Below are 19,216 nucleotides of genomic sequence, written 5' to 3' on the forward strand. Positions count from 1 at the left end.
GCCCATGGTACGCAAAAACTTGGTACGCAGATACTGGCCACGCAAACACTGGATGCTCGCCGCTTCCCTGACCGTTCTCTCGCTTGGCATCGGGTCATCCGTCTGGGCCGGCCAGTCGGTTTTTGTGACCGCGCCTCACGATCCGCTGGCCATAACGGTCAAGGCCGCGGGCGATGGCAAGACTGACGATACCGCCGCGATCCAGGCCGCCATAGATACCGCCGCCAAGTCCGGCGCTGGCAGCATCGTCTGGCTACCTTCCGGCCGCTATCGCCTCACGCGGACCCTGCTCGTGCCGCCGGCGGTGCGGCTGTTTGGCGAAGGCGCGAAACGGCCCACGCTCGTCCTGGCCGACCGGACGCCGGGTTTCGATACGGGTGTGAAAACCATGATGACCTTCACCGGCGCCGATCAATATGCCACCGGTCCGGTGCCTGTGCCGGTGCCTTCGGCGATGCCCGGCAAACCCGATGTGCGTGACGCCAATTCGGGGACGTTCTATTCGGCGCTGTCCAACATCGATTTCGAAATCGGCGACGGCAATCCGGCCGCGGCGGGGGTACGTTTTCGTGTTGCCCAGCATGGCTATCTCAGCCATATCGATTTCCATATCGGCTCAGGCTTCGCCGGTATCTACCAGGCCGGCAACGAAGCCGAAGACCTGCACTTCTATGGCGGACGCTATGGCATAGTGTCCGAAAAGACCTCCCCGGCGTGGCAGTTCACCCTGATTGATTCGCACTTTGAAGGCCAGCGCGATGCCGCCATCCGCGAGCACGAGGTCGATCTCACCCTTGTCAACGTCACAATCAAGGATACGCCGACCGGCATCGACATCGACAAGGGTTACAGCGACAGCCTGTGGGGTAAGAATGTGCGGTTCGAGCGCGTGTCGAACGCCGCCGTGGTCATCAGCAACGAGAACAGCCCCTTCACCCAGATCGGCTTCGACAACGCCCTGGCCGCGAACGTACCGGTTTTCGCCCGCTTCCGGGATTCGGGGAAAACTGTCAAAGGACCGGCCAAAGCGTACCAGATCGGCGCCTTCAATTACGGCCTGAAAATCGACACCCTCGGCGAAATGGGCCATTTCGACACCCACTTCCAGGCCAAACCGCTGGCGCAACTGCCCAAATGGGGCGACCCCATTCTCCCTGCCCTGCCGCCCGTCGATCAGTGGGTGGATGTCCGCACCCAGGGCGTTATCGGCGACGGCGTGGCCGATGATACCGCGGCCCTGCAAAAGGCCATCGATAACAACCGCGTGGTCTACTTGCCGATCGGCCATTACCTGGTCAGCGACACCCTGCACCTGCGCCCGGATACGGTCCTGATCGCCCTGCACCCCAGCGCGACCCAGATCACCCTGGCCGAAAACACGCCCGCCTACCAGGGCGTCGGCAATGCCAAGGCTCTGGTTGAAAGCGCGAAGGGCGGCAACGCCATCATAACCGGCATCGGCCTGTTCACTGGCGGCGTCAATCCACGCGTCACGGCCCTGCTGTGGAAGGCCGGCGAAGGCTCGCTGGTGGAAGATGTCCGCATCCACGGTGGCCACGGCACACTTCTGCCCAATGGCAAGCGCGTCGATTTTTCCGACCCAAAGTTCCGCATGGACGGTCAGCATCCCGGCATCTGGGTGACCGATGGCGGCGGCGGCACCTTCGTCGCCAACTGGACGCCCAATACCATGTCTGACTCCGGCTTTTATGTCAGCAACACCAAAACGCCCGGCCATGTCTATGAACTGTCTGCCGAGCACCACAATCGCCATGAGATCGTGCTCGACAACGTGGAGAACTGGGAGTTCCTGGCGCCCCAGACCGAGCAGGAAGTCATCGACGGCCTGGAATCGATGTCGCTGGAGGTGCGCAACTCCAAAAACATCCTGTTCGCCAATTACCACGCCTACCGCGTGACCCGCAGCCTGAAACCGGCGCCGACCGCCGTCAAACTGTTCAATGTCGACAATATCCGCTTCCGCAATATGTCGACCAATGCCGAAAGCGGCTACGCCACCTGCGATGACAATGGCTGCGGCACCTATCTGCGCGCCAGCAAGTTCCCGTTTGAAAACGCCATCACCGACATGACGCACAAGCTGGAGGTGCGTGAGCGCCAGTTCGCCGTGCTTGACGTGACGGCCACGCCGCCGTTGCCCGCCGCCGCACCCGTGCCCGTCGGCCTGACGAATGCGAAGGTCGAAAAGCTGGAGGACGGCTTCTATTCGATCGCCGGGGGTGCGGTCGATGACAAGGGCAATCTCTATTTCGTCGATCATCATTTCCACCGCATCTATCGCTGGTCGGAAGGGCGCGGCCTGGAAGTCGTCAGCGATGCCGCACTCGACCCGGTCAACCTGGCCGTCGATAAATCCGGGCACCTGATGGTTCTGTCGTCTGACGGCCCGGACGCCACGGTCTACAGTCTCGATCCGTGGACCGCCACGCCGGAACTGACCCGCATCGCCCCCACGCCGGTCGCGGCGCATCCCGACGCGGTCACCGCCCTGCCCGGCAATCTCTGGAACAACGGCGAATTCCGCGACCAGCTCGATCCGAAGACCTATGAATTCACCACGCTGGCGGAGATGTTCGCGCGCGATGCCGCGACGCCCAAGCCGCTGGAATATGTCTCGCCGGACGGCTGCCTGGTCCTGCCGGCCTTCCGCGTCTACAGGCAGGGGCCGACCAACTTCCAGGGCTGGCGGTGGTCCGATACGCTTGATACCTATGGCTTCGTCACGGGCAAGCCCGGCGAGCGGGTGGCGGTCAGCAACGGCTCCGAAGGGCGGATCTATAGCGGGCAGGTCGGACAAGGCGGCAGCCTGACCGATCTGAAGCCGCTGACCGATCGCGGCGGTGAAAGCGTCGCCGTCGATGCGAAAGGGCGGCTGTTCGTCGCCAACGGGCAGATCTTCATCTATGACAGCGAGGGCAAACCTCTTGGCCGGATCGATACGCCGGAACGGCCGCTGCAACTGATCTTCGGGGGCGTTGACAACCAGACGCTGTTCATACTCACTCACCACAGCCTGTACAGCCTCGATGTGAAAGGCTTCTGATTCATGCTGGCCCTGTCCCCGGAAACGACCACCCTGGTCATTGTCCTCGCCGCGGTCCTGTCGCTCATCGTCATGATCGCCTGGGCAAAGGTTCAGCCCCTGCTGGCCTTTGTCGTGGCGTCGATCCTGGCCGCCCTGCTGCTACAAATGCCGCTCGACAAGGTGACGCATTCGATCGAGAAGGGCATCGGGGACATGGTGGGCTCCCTCGCCGTATTGCTGGCCTTCGGCGCCATCTTCGGCAAGATTGTTGCCGACAGCGGCGCGGCCAAGAAGATCTCCAAGGTTCTGATCGGGCTGTTCGGCGACCGGCGCATTGCCCTGGCCCTGTGCCTGACCGGTTTCATTGTCGGCATTCCCCTGTTCTACAATGTCGGCTTCGTATTGCTGGTGCCGCTGATTTTTTCGGTGGCGCGCCAATCGGCCCGGTCAATCGTATTCCTTGCGGTGCCGGTCATGGCGGGTCTGTCCATCGCGCACGGCTTCCTGCCGCCACACCCGTCACCGGCAGCGATCGTGCCCATGTTCAGCGCCAATATGGGCCTGACCCTGATCTACGGACTGATCGTCGGCATCCCCACCGCCCTGATCGCCGGCCCGGTGTTCGCCTTGAGCGTACGGCATATTGTGGCCAATCCGCCGGCGCTGTTTGTTACCGATGAAATCCCGGACGATCAGTTGCCCTCAGCGGCAAACAGCTTCCTGACCGCACTTCTGCCGGTCCTCCTCCTGACCGGCTTCACCCTGCTCGGCTATGCCAGCGGTCTCGACGCCCAGGCAAAGCTGCTCATCTGTTTCCTCGGCAATCCGATGATCGTGATGCTGGTGTCGGTTCTGGTGGCGGTGCTGACGCTCGGCATCGGGCAGAAGATACCGCTGGCGAATTTGATGACCGGCTCGGGCAGCGCCCTGCGCGAAATCGCCCCGATCCTGCTGATCATCGCCGGTGCCGGCGCCCTGAAGCAGATATTCGTCGATGGCGGTGTCAATGACCAGCTTGGCATCCTGCTCAAGAGCCTGCCCGTACCGCCGCTGGTACTGGGCTGGCTGATCGCCGGCGTCATCCGCCTGTCCCTGGGCTCGGCGACGGTGGCCGGTCTGACGGCCGCGGGACTGGTCACACCGCTGGTCAAGGTCAGCGGGGTCGATCCGAACCTCATGGTGCTGGCGGTCGGCGCCGGCAGCCTGATGTTCAGCCATGTCAACGATTCCGGCTTCTGGATGTTCAAGGAATATTTCGGCCTGTCCGTCAAAGACACCCTGCGGTCCTGGACCCTGATGGAGGGGCTGGTTGGCATATTCGGACTGATCTTCGTCCTCCTGCTCAACCTGTTGATATCCTAGAGCGAGATGCGTTTTGATGGAATTAAAACGCATCTCGCTCTAGCTTTTGTTTTGTCGCGCAATTTAACGAACGAAGTTCGGCGAAGCCAAAAGTGGTTTCCCCTTTATCGGATTGCGCTCTAGAACAACCGGCCTCTTAGTGGTCGAGCTTCAGTTCCAGACTATCGCCGGTATAGACGACCGCTTTTGTCAGCCCTGCCTCGGCGATCCCGGCGGCGTTGCCGGGTGACGCGATTACGACATTAAATGTGCGCGACTGAACCAGCCCCGGAAAAGTCCCCTGGCGCTTTCCGAATACCAGCGTCTTGCGCTTGTCATCCCAATGGATATCAACCGTCGCCCGCGCGCCCTTCTCGTAGGCATAGGTTTCATTGTCATCTTCATAGAGGGTGAAGCTGGCATCGGCGCCCGGGTAGATCCTCAGCTCATAGGGCGCTTCGGGGTTTTCAGTGGCGTACTGAACGACCGGCCCCATAGGCACGATCGAGCCCGCCCGGACATAGAGCGGGAAGCGATCGAGCGGTGCATCCATTGAAGCCGTCTGCCCGCCCTTGAAGGCTGCGTCCGTCCAGAAATCGTACCAGTTGGCGCCCTTCGGCAGATAGGTTTCGACGCGGGTATCGATCGCCGGGGTATTTTGCTTGAGCGCACGCAGATCTGACGGTGTGCGCCACGCCAGGCGCAGGCTTCGCTCGCCGCCGCCCTGGAAATACTCGATCTTAACCGCGACCTGTTGCCCCTTGTGCAGGGTGACAGTTGCGCCCTTGTAGCGCTTGGCGCCCTGGGACCAGTCTTCCACGATCAGCTTGCCGTCGAGGAAGAGACGATAGCCGTCGTCGCCCTCCAGGCCGATCTCATAGGTGCCCTCTTCCGGCGCGGTGACAAAGCCTTCCCAGCGGGCGGAGAAGTTGTTCAGGCTCTCCAGGCCGGCCGGAATTTCGGCCAGCGGCGGTCCGGGCCAGCGGGCATCCAGGGTCGCATCGACGACCTTGCCCTTCGGGGTGTCGAAATTGACGCCGGCAAAATATTGCCCGGCCAGTCCGGCCTTGCCATCAGCGGTGTGGAGCGCACTGGCGGGAATCGTCTCGGCCGGCGGATCCTGCACATGGTACATCGCCCGCGTGACCGGGTGGACGAGGAAAGATGGCCCGAACATGAAGGCGTCGTCGATGTCGTGCGTCGCCTTGTCATCCGGGAAATCCATCGGCAGGGCACGCATCAGGGTCGAGCGGTTGGCGGTGACCTGCCAGGCTTCGCTGTAGATATAGGGCAGCAGACGATAACGCAGATGGACCGTATCCAGCAGCGACTGGTACATCTCCGGGTTCAGGTCTTTGAAGATATAGGGTTCGCGCTCGATGCTGGTGCCGTGGACCCGCATGATCGGATTGAAGGCGGCAAACTGGAACCAGCGGGCGAACAGTTCCTGATAGGCCGGATTGCGTTCACCGCCGGGGAATTCATTGACAAAGAAGCCGCCGGTATCCTGTGTCCAGTAAGGATTTCCGGTAATGGTCACATTGACACCACCGCTGATCTGTTCGCGGAGGGTCTTCCAGTTGGCGAAGATATCGCCGGACCACGAAGCCGCCGCCGTGCGCTGGGCGCCGGCCCAGGCGGAGCGCGTCAGGGTGAAGACACGCTGATCGCTGGTCGCGCGTTCACCATCATAGGTTCCTTGGGTCGTCATCAGCGAATAGGGATTGAGATAACGGGTAAAATCGCCCATGGCGTTCACGCCCAGCCCCTTGATGTCGCGGATATTTTCCTGCGCATCCCAGGCGGCCGATCCGACCTCAACCTCTGTGCCGTCCATCCACAAGGCGTCCACGCCCTTATCCAGCAGGCCCTTCTTGATGTATTTGAAATAGATTTGCCGGCCGAGCGGACTGTAGGCGTCGTAAACCCGGGCCTTCTTGGAAATCCAGTGCAGCGGCGTAAAGCGCAGATTATGCGCATCGAGTTCATGCGCCAGCTCTGTATCATTGCCGATCGACGGCCAGATCGACACCATCAGTTTCATGTGCAGATCATGTATCTCGCGGGTCATGCCCTCCGGATCGGGATAGCGTTCCGGGTTCCAGATCATGCCGCTCCATGTGCCATCCGTGTCGCTGCCCCAGTATTGCCAGTCCTGGACGATGTAATCGAGCGGGAACTGTTCCTTACGGAAGGTGTGGGCGACTTCGACAAGCCGCTTCTGATCCGGGTAGCGTTCCTTGCTCATGAAAAGGCCGAACGCCTGTTTCGGAAACATCGGGGCATCACCCGTCAGGCCACGATAGTCGGCGACCACCTCGTCCAGCGAATTACCGGCCATGAAATAGTAATCGACCCCGCCCGGCGCGCTTTCCGCCCAGAGGGTGGCCTTCCCGGCGTCATCCTTGAACCGCATCTGGGAATAGGTGTCCCACAGGATGCCATATTTTTCGCTGGAGACCATGACCGGAATAACAATCCCGACATTGGTCTGGACGAGCAGAAGGTCCTTGTTGCGCCGGTTCAGATTGCCCTGATCAACGAAACCGAACCCGTAGATGCCTTCATCGGGCTTGAGGGTGAAGCTGTTGCTGACTTCATAGGTCGGCGCGTCCGATATGGTCTTTTTCTCGACCGTTTGTGGATGCTTGCCGTCCTCGCGCGTGAATACGTGACCATCCGGGCCTTTGAAGGTCAGGGCGCCCGTTGCGGTATCGACATCGATTTGCAGCCGGTCACTGCGGATCGACACCGTACCGCCGGACCGGCTGATCTTGAAGTCAATGTCGTCCGGCGTGTCGGTGACGACAATGCTCGGCTGCGTCCAGTAGTTCTCGCCGAGGTTGGTGTTGACCCGCACCGTGGTCGGCGAATAGAAGATGACGCTCTTGGTCATTCCGCCGACGCGGAACTGTACGCCGTTCTTCAGCCGCACCAGGTCAAAACCGGCGGCATTCACACTGGCGACCTCCACCATATGGCCTCGGCCGTCGAGACCGGTCGGGGTTTCCGCAAGGCCGGCGGAGGCGACAAGCGCCAGGGCCGACACGGCCAAGCCTAATGTTTTGAGTCGCATGTGCTTCTTCCTTTTTCGCAGTCGGCCTGAAGGCCCGTCTTTTATTTATTCAACAGGGCGGCATTGCCCCAGGTGACCACGGTCGGCGTCTTGTTCTTTCCGGCCTTGCCGCGCGCCACCAGTTCGACGATCCGAACGCCGGTCACATCCGCGGTCAGGGCCTGCGCCGGCTGGCCAAAGCGCATGGCTTTCGAGGTCGTCAGTAGCTTACCATCCCCGTAGACCGAGAAGGTCACATCGTCATCGGCATCGAAGGTCGAATCATCGACCCCGACCTCGGCAACGAAGCGACGGAACTGACCGTCGGCCTTGACCTCCAGACGGGAGTTGGACAGCACGCCGAGGCCGGTCTCATAGGCCGTGCCATTGATGCGCAACATCTGCCGGTAAGGCGTGGCGTCGGCCTGGGCGCCGCCCCAGCCGGTATAGGCGGGCGGCTCGCCCGTATCGGTCGTCCCGCCCCAGGGCGTGATCATGCGGTGTATCGTCGGATCGGGCTGCGGCGTGACCACGCCGTCCACCGCCGGGTTCACGCGCCCGGTCATTTCCGACAGGTAGAGTCCGTCAGACAGGCTGCGTGTGCCGGCGGCATCAAAGATCAGAGTCTGGCGTGGCTCCAGGTGCATACGGGTTTCACCGCTGAAAGCCGGCAGGGAATGACCGTCCCACAAATCCCTGAGCGCAACCGGGGCATTTCCGTCAAATTTCAGGTGGTGGGCCGTCAGTGTGACCTCGGCCGGCGCCAGTCCGCGGTTGAATATGGCGACCGCCTTGTGCCCGTTTGCGAGCGTCTTGACCAGTATCTGGATGTCATCGGTGTCGTAGGCGAGGACAGCCTGGTTGCCCGCCGCATCCTGATCGACGGCGATGATGTCGCTGTTGCCCAGGATATCCATTAGCGGCTGCGGCGCCTGGCGCAGGTCATAACCGATCAGTAGCGGCGCCGACAGCATGGACCACAGCGCGAAGTGCGACCTGGCCTCGGTCAGATGATGTTCGTCGAAATCGCCATGACCGATAAACAGCATATCCGGATCGTTCCACGAACCGGGATGGGCATAAAGCGATCGCCCGACGGCGCTGTCGAAGTTGGCCAGCATACGCGTCCAGCTCGGCGTGATGTCATCGCTGGTGCGCGACACATTGCCGACATCCTTGGCCCAGGCGCGGACATCGGCCGAGCCCCAGGCGCAGATCGAAAAGATGTAGTCATTATCCGGATTGGTGTGGTGAAGCGCGTCGGCAACCTGCTGGTAAAGCGCGCGCACGGCCGGAATGTCGGTACGACGGATTTCCTTTGTATCGATCAGCGGATCGAGCGCCCGGTAAAGGCCGGATTTGACTTTCGCACTATCCGAACCAAATGCACGAATGCCGCAGGCATCGACCTTGATATAGTCGAATGCCCAGTCACCGAAATAGAGCTTGATGTCCTGATCAATATGACCGTACAGCCCGACCTCGCGCTCGGCGACCATGCCCTCTGGCAGGTTCGGCGTATCGGGGCCGCCGAAAGCCTGCGAACAGTTGTTGGCGCCGATATCGGAATAGATCCCGGCCTTCAGCCCCATGGCGTGAATGCGGTCGGTAAACGGCCTGAAGCTTGTCTCTTCGGCGCCCCCAACGGCGGCAGAGGGGAAGATCGCGGTGCGCACGATCATGCGGCCGTCCGAAGCCCGCCGCTTCAGCCACCAGCCGTCATCGAGATTGATATACCGGTAGCCCTTGGCCGCCAACCCGCTGTCGACAATGGCCTTGGCCGAATCCAGAACCTTTTGTTCGGTGACATCCGTATGGAACGCGTTCCACGAATTCCAGCCCATGGGCGGCGTAGATGCCTGTCCAGTGGCAACCGCCGTCCAGTGACCGGTCGGCGCCAACCTGTCCGACGCGGCATTGGCGACGCCCGCAAACAACCACACTATCGCCAGCCCCGTGGCAAGCCCTTTTCCAAATCCCATCACGTCTCTTCCCAAAAATTCAATTTGTGCCTGTTTTTTACCGGCTTGCCTACTGTTTCAGCCGATACGGATTTACCGTATCCTGGAGGTACACATTTCACTGACCGGGTCAGCTCCGGTAGCGGCAATCAGGCCCAGCCGGTAAGGCAGCTTGAGATAGTCCGGCTCCTGGCTGTCCGGGTCAAGCCCCTGATAAAGAAATTGGAGCGGACGGCACGGGTCGATCGACAAGGTCTGATCGAAACCTGAACGGATCATTTCGCCATGCGAGACGCCCTGCGACCAGGTTTTGCCATCAAAGCGAACATTGCCCGCTCCCGCGAAAACATTCGTGGAATCGCCTATTGGCGCCCATTCACCATCCAGACGGTCACTTTTCCATATCCGGAAATACCGCCCCTTGGGGCCAATGGCCTCGACCAGCGTTATATAGTTTTTCGTGCCCGCTACCCTGTAGGTATTGCTGGCTTCAAAGATATCGTCCCTCGGCCCGGTCATTACGCGGGTCGTGTTGTGGAAGCCGGCCGGAAAGGCATCAAGCGTTGTTTCGGCGCGGAAGAAACTGCCATTATCATTGGTGAAGAAAAGATAGCAGTTCGCGTCATCGCAAATGACCCAGAAGTCCAGCCAGCCGGCCTCGCCGTTCGGTTGCCTGACCACATCCGGAACGGCGTCGAAGAATGGGGTGGGCGCGCTCCACGAAAGGGGATCGCTGATGTCCGAACTTGTGGAGTACATCGGGTCGCCGCCCTGGTAGACCATGTACCAGAGCTTTCGAGGCGCGAAGTAAAAGACCTGCGGCGCCGCGCGATAACCCGGCCCCATCGGCGACTTATCCAACGGCACGATCGGCGACGCTTTCGCCTGCGACCAGTCGGAAAAGTGGGTATAGGCCAGCCCCCAACCGTTCGTGCCGGCGGTGGTCATGAACACATGATACTCACCGTCGTAAAAGACGACCGACGGGTCTTTGACGCCGTAATAGGTTATCCCCTCGCCTTTCGGCGGCATGATCAGCGGCGGGCTGGAGGCCCAGTGGAAACCTCCGGCAGCCCCCGCCTGCGCCAGCCCTGGCAGGATGGTGAGCGCGAAGATGGCGGAGAGGATAGGCGTACATTTCTTCATAATGACCTCAAAATCCAGGATGAACCTGCCTGTCAGTTTATGTCCATGGCGAAGGGGGAGGCCGGCAGGTCCGCCCCGTCATAGAGATTGAGATAGGGCACATCGGCCCATCCGAAGCGCACAGACCGGGCATTGGCGATGGCTTCTCCCGGCAGAACGACCGTGTTGCCTTCGATATGCGCGCTGGCGAAGTGGCAAGTCGCCGCACACACCTCGAAGCCCAGCACGTCCTTGCCACCATAGGCACGCAGCGCTCCGTTGACACCCTGAAAATCGACAACCAGATCATTGCCGCGGCGATACACACGCTCAGGCCGCGGCCCCAGCTTCAGCGCTTCACCATAGGCGACCTTGCGCGCGGCCAGGGCCAGTCTCAGCCCGACCTGGCGTTTTTGCGTCGGGTGAATATCGAAACGGTCGCCGACATCGTAGCTGACCGCCATGCCGACATGCGGGTCATTCTGCTCCAACTGGCGCTGGATATCACGGATTTCGCCCCAGCCAGAGGCCGCCGGCACATCCTGAGGCGTGCCGAACGCGCTCAACTGCACCACCAGGAACGGCAGGTCGGGCGCTTCGAAATGCTCGCGCCAGTCCTTCACCAGGGCGGGCAGGAGTTTGGCGTAAAGAGCTGGGTTGCCGGCATTCGATTCCCCCTGATACCAGGCAATACCCCTCAGGCTATATGGAGCTACGGGCGCAATCATGCCGTTGTAGAGCACGGCAGGCGCCGCGGCCTCGGACCAGGGCGCGGTGGGCGGCGTTCCCATGGCCTTGATATCAGCACCGATATGGTAATGCCATTCTGCCGACAAGGTGATGCGCGCACCAGACTCCAGCAACAGCGCCCGATCGGACGGCGCATCATAAAGACCACCCCCGCCGCCAGAGTCCAGAACGCGAACGGCAATGACATTTTGCCCCGCTTTCAACGTCCCCTTCGGAAGGGTGTAATGGCGCGGCAAGGTCCAACCGTCAGTCGTTCCGACCAAAACGCCGTTTACCCAGGTGGTATCGGAATCATCGACCGGTCCCAGATCGAGCGATACGGCGTGGGCCGCCTGATCCGCTGTCAGCGTGACTGTCTGGCGGTACCAGACAACACCGTCGAACGCCCTCAATGCCGGGACACCACTGCTCTCCCAGACACCCGATGCCACGAGGGTCGGCCAGACTGCGTCGTCAAATCCCTTGCCGGACCACAATCCGACTTGATTATAATCCGGATCGTGTTCGCGCCACCAGGCCTTGGAATGGGCCTCCCAGTCAGACATAGCGGCCCGCGGATCAGTCCGGTACAGATCCTGCACACTGAGAACTTCGCGCATGTCATCAAAGGCCGACAGACCTTCCCGGCTCACCCATAGTTCAGCCGCCGTACCTCCCCACGACGCATGAATCACCCCCTGGGGCACATGTGTCTTATCGGCGAGTTCCCGCGCCATGAAGTAGCATACGGCCGAGGTGTTGGGTACGGAGGCGGGTGACGACACCTTCCACTGCGCCCCTTTGACGAACCCGGTGACGGGCGAAGCCTGCGAATTTCTGGGGACGTCGAAAATACGCAATTGCGGATTTCCAGCGCCCGCCACCTCGCTCTCACCATTATTGGCCGCCTTGAGAGGAAACTCCATGTTCGACTGGCCCGAACACAACCAGACATCGCCGACCAGGATGTCGTTCAGGGTTTGCGTGTGGCCGTGCGTATCCGAAACCGTCAGTGCATAGGGACCGCCCGCCGCCTGTTGCGGCAGGGAGAGCGAAAAGTGGCCCGATGCGTCAGCCTTGCCGCTGATGCTGGTCACAACGCGGTTGCCTTCGGACAGGGTCAGGTTGACCGCTTCATTCGCCGGCCCCTGCCCCCAGACGGCTACCGGTTTGTCGCGCTGCAGGACGGCGTGATCGGTAAAGACCGGCGCCAAACCAAATGCCTCCTGCGCATGTGCAGCCGTGACGCCGCCAAACGCAATGGCAGCGGTAAATATCGCATTGGTTACCTTGTATTTCATTGACCACATCCCTGGCGCGCAAGACCTTTTCAAGACGGCGCCGCTCGTTAAATTGCGACTATGCAAACAACTTCTCCTGACGTGCGAAGTTGAGGAACAGCGGCAGCCACAGACCATCGGGACTGCCTGGCTGACCGCCCACGCCAAAGCCGTGTCCCCCATGGGCGAACAGGTGGGTCTCGACCGTTATCTTGGCGGCAACCATGGCGTCACGTAGCCGCACCGAATTGGCCACGGGCACAGCATCGTCATCCTCAGCGTGGACCAGGAAGGTTGGCGCAGCCGCCGACGTAACATTGAGGTCTGGCGACCACTCGCGGATCTGCGCCGGCGTCGGCGGGCCGCCGAACAGCGATGGCGCCACCCCGCCATAGGCATAGGTCGGATCGACGCATTGTACAGGGTAGATCGGTGCCGCCAGGAACGGCCTCGCGCTGAATTGGTCCGCCGCGTCAACAGGCGAATAGAAGGCGGCCGAGTGTCGCGTGGCAAGGGTGGTCGTCAGGAAGCCGCCGGCACTGAATCCGAGAACGCCAACCCGAGCCGGGTCAAGGTGAAAGCGGGTCGCTTGAGCGCGGATGACGCGCATGGCGCGCTGGGCGTCGGCCGGCCCGACCTTGGCAGGTTCCTTCCAGCCGTCCTGGGCCAGACGGTAGATCAGCACGAAACACGAGATGCCGGCACGATTGAGAATGTCGGCAACCTTATAGCCCTCGTGCTCAAAGTAGTTCCACTGGAAGCTGCCCCCCGGAATGATAAGCATGGCTGAGCCGTTGGGCTGGGCTGCCGGCAATGAGATCATGTACGGCCTACTAATACCATTCGTGCGCCGGCTGCTATAACCCGGACTTGTCGAGGTCTGCTCGATGACCTCAGTCATGCCGGGATGGAGTGCCCCTTCGGGCGCATCCGGCCACAATTCGATAATGTCCTGTGGGGCAGCCGCGCGGGCTTGCGCCCGGACCTCGGTAGCCGCCATTCCGATTACCGATGCGCCCGCCAGAGCGAAGGGAGATTTTACAAGATCGCGGCGCGACAGGCTCATGGTGAATACTCCTCAAATTTCCTGAACTGAAACGGTTTCTTTCATGCCCCTGCAGTCGAACGGCATAGCGGCGCACCGCTCAGGAAGCCTTGCAGTACTGGTCGATGAAATCCTGATGCGAAGTGACCGCCTGTGCCGAACGTATGATCTCTTCGCGGCGTATTTCCATACCCTTGCGGATCTGCTCCAAGGGATAGAGATCCGCCGCTACGGCGTAGCGCGCGGGTACGACGCCGTTGCCCAGCAGGATGGCGAGCCAACTCGGCTCCATATAGGACTCGAGATCACCGAGCGCGATTTGCCCGCTGGCCTTCCAGATCTCAAGCTTGTGCCGAAGGCTGTCAGGTATTTCGATGTCGCGGGATGCCGCCCACAATGGTTCGGGCCGGCGTGACAGGTAATAGTGCGCGATGATGAAGTCGCGTATGCGCTCGAGCTCGATGGTCGTTATCCGATTATATTCGTCGCGCAAAACGGGGTTGATGGTCCTCTGGGGGAAGAGCCGAAGCAACTTCAACACCCCCGTGACGATCAACTGCAGTCCGGTTGATTCCAGTGGTTCGAGGAAGCAGGAGGCGAAACCGATCCCTATGCAATTGCGGTTCCAGAACCACTTGCGATGCCCGGATGTAAAGCGGAACACCCGTGGTTCGGCCAGCAGTTCGCCGTCGAGATTTCCCAGCAAAGCCTCGCGCGCCGCGTCGTCGCTCCAGAGATCCGAATTATAGACCATGCCATTGCCATTGCGATGTTGCAGCGGAATGGTCCAGCGCCAGCCCCCGGCGTGGGCGGTGGATCGCGTAAACGGCATCAGCGCGCCAGTCCGTTTCGATGGGGCCGCTATGGCGCTGTTGCAAAGCAACCAGCGCGACCAGTCAACAAACGGCGTGTCCAACGCCTTTCCCAGCAATTCAGATGCAAAACCCGTGCAATCCAGGAACAGGTCGCCGGGAACCTTAACGCCCTCGGCAAGATGGACAGCGGCAATATTGCCGGAGGCGCCATCCAGATCGAAGTGCGTCATCCTGCCTTCGATACGCTGCACGCCCAGCCCGGTCGCCACGTCCCGCAGATAGCGGGCGTACAATGCGGCATCAAAGTGATAGGCATGGTGATAGCGCGAATTCTGCGGATCACTAGGCGCAAAATTATTATTCTTCGCGACGGCGTAGGCGAACGAGTAGTCATCGATCGGACGTTCATCGCCGGATTGCCGCAATCTCAGCCAGTAATGGTGGGTCGATACATTGTCAACGTGGTGACCATAGTCGCTGAACGCGTGGAAATGCCGGTTTCCGGCAACGCCCCAGTCGCAAAATTCAATACCCAGCTTGAACGTGCCCTGGGTACTGCGAATAAAATCATTTTCCCCAATGCCGAGCAAAGCGTTGCAATGCGTCAGAATCGGAACCGTCGCCTCCCCGACGCCGATGATGCCGATCTCCTCGGATTCAACCAGAGTGATGCGGATGTGACGGCGATCCGTCCTCTTGGCGAGCAGCGCGGCCGCGATCCACCCCGCCGCGCCACCACCCAGTATGACGATTTCCTGTTGCTGTACGCTATTCATAACATACCTCGCCGTGAACGCACCCGACGCCATGTCTGTCGAAGGGGCTTCAGGCCTTTACGGTTTGGAGTCGGGCAAGCCGCCTGCGCCTGTGCCCTGTAATAAGCGGCCGGAATGATCCGGCCGCCAGACTTTATTTGAAAAAGCAAGGGCGCTTCGCGATGAAGCGCCCCCCTTTGCCCGTTAGTAACGTGCCCGAATAGTGACCTCGTAGCGCTGATCACTGACGTTATAGTCGTACGGCTCGAACACACCAGGTACTGGTTCCTGAAGCGTTCTCGACTTCGTGTTGGTGAGGTTGTTCGCGTTGAAGGAAACGGAAATCTCGTCGTTCACACGGTAGTCAAAGCCCATATCCAGGTAACCGGCCGCGGCCATGTAGGCAGGCACCATGTTGTACACCGGATAGGAATGGGCGCTGTCAAAGTTGGTCGGGCTGGTGTTGAGGGTGTAGGGATTGCCGCCGCTTGTCGCATAGGACAGCGGATTGACGTTGGTCGACAGCAACGCCTTGTCGCGCCAGTTGTACGCCAGACGGAAATTGACCTCGTCGCGGCTGTACAGCAACTGGATGTTGTAGGCCCACTTCGACAACCCGGCGTAGGGGAGCTTGGAGTAGGTCAGAGGCACCGTGCCGTCCGGGTTGAGGCCCGGCAGAGAACCGCCTGCGGGCGGAGGCGTTAACACGCTGTTGGCCTGCTGGGCAGGGTTTCGGCTGTCGATGTAGGTCACGTTGCCATCAAGGCCAAACCCGCGAAGCAAACCGGGGAGTTTATCGAAGAACTTACGCCCACCGAGTTCAAAGCCCTTGATGTAGGCCTTCTGCTCCGACGTCTTGTTCTGCAGATAGAGCCAGGGAAGATCGAGCGTCGTCGGCGTCCCCGGATCCGGATCCCCTGCGTTGACCGGAGGGGTGTCACCATTGGCGTAAGCCAAAGCCGGGATCGGCAGATTGTTGGCGATGAACGAATAGAACACCGGGTGATCCTCGACCTGCTTGGCGAACAGATCGAAGTACAGGAAGCTGGACGACGACGGATAGTATTCGAACGTCATATCCTGACTGTTGATCATGGTCGGCTTCAGATTTGCGCCCCCACCATTAACGGAAACACCTGTGAGAATCGAAGGCGCCTGCGGATTTCCGGCAGAAACCGATCTGGCGGAAATCGAACCACCCGCGCGGATATCATTGAGATTCGGCGGGGCAGACGCCCTCGATGCCGCAGCGCGAATGATGAACTTATTGGTTACGTCGAACTTGATGTTGAACGAAGGCAGAATACGATGGTAGCTGTAATCGCGGGTCTGCATGCTATACCCCGGAACAAAGGAATAGAGCGTCGGGAAGACCGGCGATGAATTCGGATCAGCCGCCAGCGCCTGCTGCGCGTTGTAGTAATCCAGGCTGTCCTGCAAGGTTAGAGCAAGGTTCGCGGCATTCGGCGTGTTCAGCAGACCGCTCGCATGCAGGGTTTCGCTGAACGAACGAATGCCGATATTACCCGAGAACGCCGGAATGAATCCGAAGCCATCGTGCGCAAACTTGGCCTGGATATAGACCGCATTCGTGGCGATGTGGCTATTGGTCTTGTTCAGCCCCTGATCAATATACTTCGTCCAATAGTCGTCCGCGGTCCCGTTAGCGATCTGCCCGTTATAGGTCGAGAGCAAATGGTACCAATCATAACTCTGCATGAGCGATTGGCTGGGGACAAGAAGCTGGCCCGGAACAGCCGCTTCACCGCCAAAGAAATTCTTAAAGGTGCCGATTTCATAATCTGACGATGGCACGTTCGTATTCGTCAGATATAGTATATTCCCCGCGCCATAAGTCGGGTCTCCGGGATGCGATCCCCACGGATTCGACAACCAGGACTGACTCAGAGGCGCCCAATAGGTCCCTACAAAGTCGTCATTCTCGTCACGGGTAGCGGAACGACCGCCGAAACTGATGCTGCGCAGGAATCCATCATCGCTGACCTGGTATTCAACATCGATGTGGGCAGCGACCATCTCCCCTTTATTATCGGGTCTGTGATAGCCGAAATTGCTTAGATACGCGCTGCTTTTATCGAGCAGGCCAGTTGTGGAAAGACCAGACAAGACTGGCAGAGACCCCGTCAGGTCGACGTCCATTGACGTCACCAACTGGCTGCTCTGAGCCAGGCCAACATAAAACTGTTCCCCGGTCGAGCTGGAACTGACATATTGCACACCACCACGAACCGCCAGACGGTCTGTGGGCGTCCACATGAAGCTCTGCGATATATCGAGCGTGGAACTTTTGCCGTGAGAAGCGGACGCCCCGCCGCTCGGATTAAATGTACCCGCGGGGCCACACTGCACCAGACGCTTGCCATCCCAATCCGCAGGGGGATTGTTCGGATCAATACCGGAATTTGCCGACCAGTCCCACTGAAGCGACGACGCGGGGCTGCCAAAGACGCCGCCGCAATCCATCCTGTAGTAGGTGGGGAACCAACTGTTCTGCGACACAAAACTGTCGCTCGCGGTCGTGTTCGACCAATCGACCGAATTACCGCTGGACCCTACCGTGAGGCTACCCGAACGTAAAGCGCCGTTGGCGTCATACTCAACCGGGGTGCCGACATTGGGCATAACGGCAGACGCCGCCGAGGGGGAGGACCCCACGCCACCGCTGTTCCCCCAACTATCGTCGTTGTACTGCGTGTAGAACACCGTGTTGGTCAGCGTCAGGTTGTCATTCGGTTTCCACTGAACGGCCTGATAGGCGCCGTACCGTTCACGCTTGCTGGTATTGGTACTCCAGTTGAACGAGCTGGGAACAAAAGCCAGATGATCGTCACGCGTGGACGTCGGCGCATATTCGCCGAACATGGCGCCGACCTGCAAATCGCTGCTCTGCTGGTGCAGAGCGCTGTAGGCCACATCCCACAACACGCCAACTTCACCGAATTTGGTGTCGAAACGCTTGGAGAACATGGCGGAAACACGGGGCGAACCCTTGCCCACCTGGCTGCCATAGCTTGCGCCGACAGTGAGCTGGCGTTGCGTCTCCTTGAAATCGAAGGGCAGATGGGTGCGAAGATTAATCAAGGATGCACCACCTTCAATGAGGTCAGCACGTGACGCCTTGTAGACATCGACACCGGCCATCAATTCAGGCGTGACCTCGTTCCAGCTGATGGCGCTCGCGCCATTGGCGCTGAATAACTGCTGGCCGTTAAGCATGCTCGAATTGAAGGGAAGACCGCGCACGGTGACACCCGTACCCTCGATCTGGAACGCGGTGCTGCCTCCGTTAGACCCGGTGAAACGGGAAATCGACACGCCCGACACGCGTTGAAGCACTTCAGTGATCGAATTGTCAGGCAGCTTGCCAGCCTCATCGGCGACGATCGAGTCGACGATCGTGTCCGAATTTTTCTTGATCTGGATGGCTGATTGCAAGGCCTTCCGACGCGCCGTAACGATAACGAGCGTATCGTCCGTGGCCGCCTTGGCTTCAGGCGCGCTGTCATTTCCGGCCGCGGCATCCTGCGCCATCGCGGACACGCCTGTGGCCGCCAGAACAATGGCCGACACGCTTGCGCCCAATAAAATTTTACTCGTGATCTTTTTCATTTTCTTCCCTCTGGTCCGAAACAGACGCTGTCGCCGCTTCTTTATTCTTCATGGCAGCCGGGCCGCCATTTGTAAGATAATAGCCTTGGTGTTTTAAATTCAACAATAAAATCTAATTTTATATAAGAAATGTCATGATTGTTGCGCCTTTGACACAAGGCGCTGGCTTCATAAATTTCGAAAAAAAGCCCCTCGCGCTGCGGAGCGAGGGAGTCGGGGAGGAAGCACAATCGGTTGGGACGATTTGCGCCTTATTCACAAGCTTGCTCGAAACGCGCCGCAGCAACCTGACAGGACTTCAGGCACTAAGCTTATTGTACGATAATACACCCTCCACCAATTTTATCAAATATAATTTTATATTTTGCTTATGAAATGATCTTGGGTGCGGGAAATTAAGACGGAACCGATGACCAAAATCTATGTAACTAATT

9 protein-coding genes are annotated in these 19,216 nt (G+C 59.8%); 2 read left to right on the plus strand and 7 right to left on the minus strand.

Annotated elements, in window-relative coordinates:
• The first annotated feature begins 4 nt into the window (after positions 1 to 4).
• Together BLO49_RS16785 and BLO49_RS16790 are read left to right on the plus strand one after the other, a co-directional pair.
• Positions 5 to 3,064 (plus strand): glycosyl hydrolase family 28-related protein, encoded by a 3,060-nt coding sequence (locus BLO49_RS16785; RefSeq protein ID WP_245679077.1) that lies wholly within the window; start codon positions 5 to 7, stop codon positions 3,062 to 3,064.
• Positions 3,065 to 3,067: 3 nt separating this feature from the next.
• Positions 3,068 to 4,408, plus strand: coding sequence for a gluconate:H+ symporter (locus BLO49_RS16790; RefSeq protein WP_090650634.1), 1,341 nt, complete (start codon positions 3,068 to 3,070; stop codon positions 4,406 to 4,408).
• Positions 4,409 to 4,544: 136 nt separating this feature from the next.
• On the opposite strand, the gene BLO49_RS16795 is transcribed toward BLO49_RS16790, so the two are convergent.
• The 7 genes from BLO49_RS16795 to BLO49_RS16825 all read right to left on the minus strand — a co-directional run bounded on the left by BLO49_RS16795 (position 4,545) and on the right by BLO49_RS16825 (position 18,782).
• On the minus strand, positions 4,545 to 7,463 hold the full coding sequence (locus BLO49_RS16795; RefSeq protein WP_090650636.1) for a glycoside hydrolase family 31 protein: 2,919 nt from the start codon (positions 7,461 to 7,463) through the stop codon (positions 4,545 to 4,547).
• A gap of 41 nt (positions 7,464 to 7,504) precedes the next feature.
• Positions 7,505 to 9,424, minus strand: coding sequence for an NPCBM/NEW2 domain-containing protein (locus BLO49_RS16800; RefSeq protein ID WP_090650637.1), 1,920 nt, complete (start codon positions 9,422 to 9,424; stop codon positions 7,505 to 7,507).
• Positions 9,425 to 9,496: 72 nt separating this feature from the next.
• Complete coding sequence (locus BLO49_RS16805; protein WP_090650639.1) at positions 9,497 to 10,549, minus strand: glycoside hydrolase family 62 protein; 1,053 nt, start codon at positions 10,547 to 10,549, stop codon at positions 9,497 to 9,499.
• Positions 10,550 to 10,581: 32 nt separating this feature from the next.
• Entirely contained in the window at positions 10,582 to 12,558 is a 1,977-nt protein-coding gene (locus BLO49_RS16810) for a sialate O-acetylesterase (protein ID WP_170828380.1), read from the minus strand.
• 58 nt (positions 12,559 to 12,616) lie between these two features.
• The gene (locus BLO49_RS16815) at positions 12,617 to 13,603 is read right to left on the minus strand and encodes an alpha/beta hydrolase (RefSeq protein WP_090650644.1); all 987 of its coding nucleotides are present in this window, start codon (positions 13,601 to 13,603) and stop codon (positions 12,617 to 12,619) included.
• 79 nt (positions 13,604 to 13,682) lie between these two features.
• Positions 13,683 to 15,173, minus strand: coding sequence for a tryptophan halogenase family protein (locus BLO49_RS16820; protein WP_090650645.1), 1,491 nt, complete (start codon positions 15,171 to 15,173; stop codon positions 13,683 to 13,685).
• Positions 15,174 to 15,356: 183 nt separating this feature from the next.
• Positions 15,357 to 18,782, minus strand: a complete 3,426-nt coding sequence (locus BLO49_RS16825) for a TonB-dependent receptor (RefSeq protein WP_090650647.1) — start codon at positions 18,780 to 18,782, stop codon at positions 15,357 to 15,359.
• Positions 18,783 to 19,216: the final 434 nt, after the last annotated feature.

It is taken from the genome of Asticcacaulis taihuensis, from assembly GCF_900100255.1.
In the GTDB taxonomy this organism is placed as follows: domain Bacteria; phylum Pseudomonadota; class Alphaproteobacteria; order Caulobacterales; family Caulobacteraceae; genus Asticcacaulis; species Asticcacaulis taihuensis.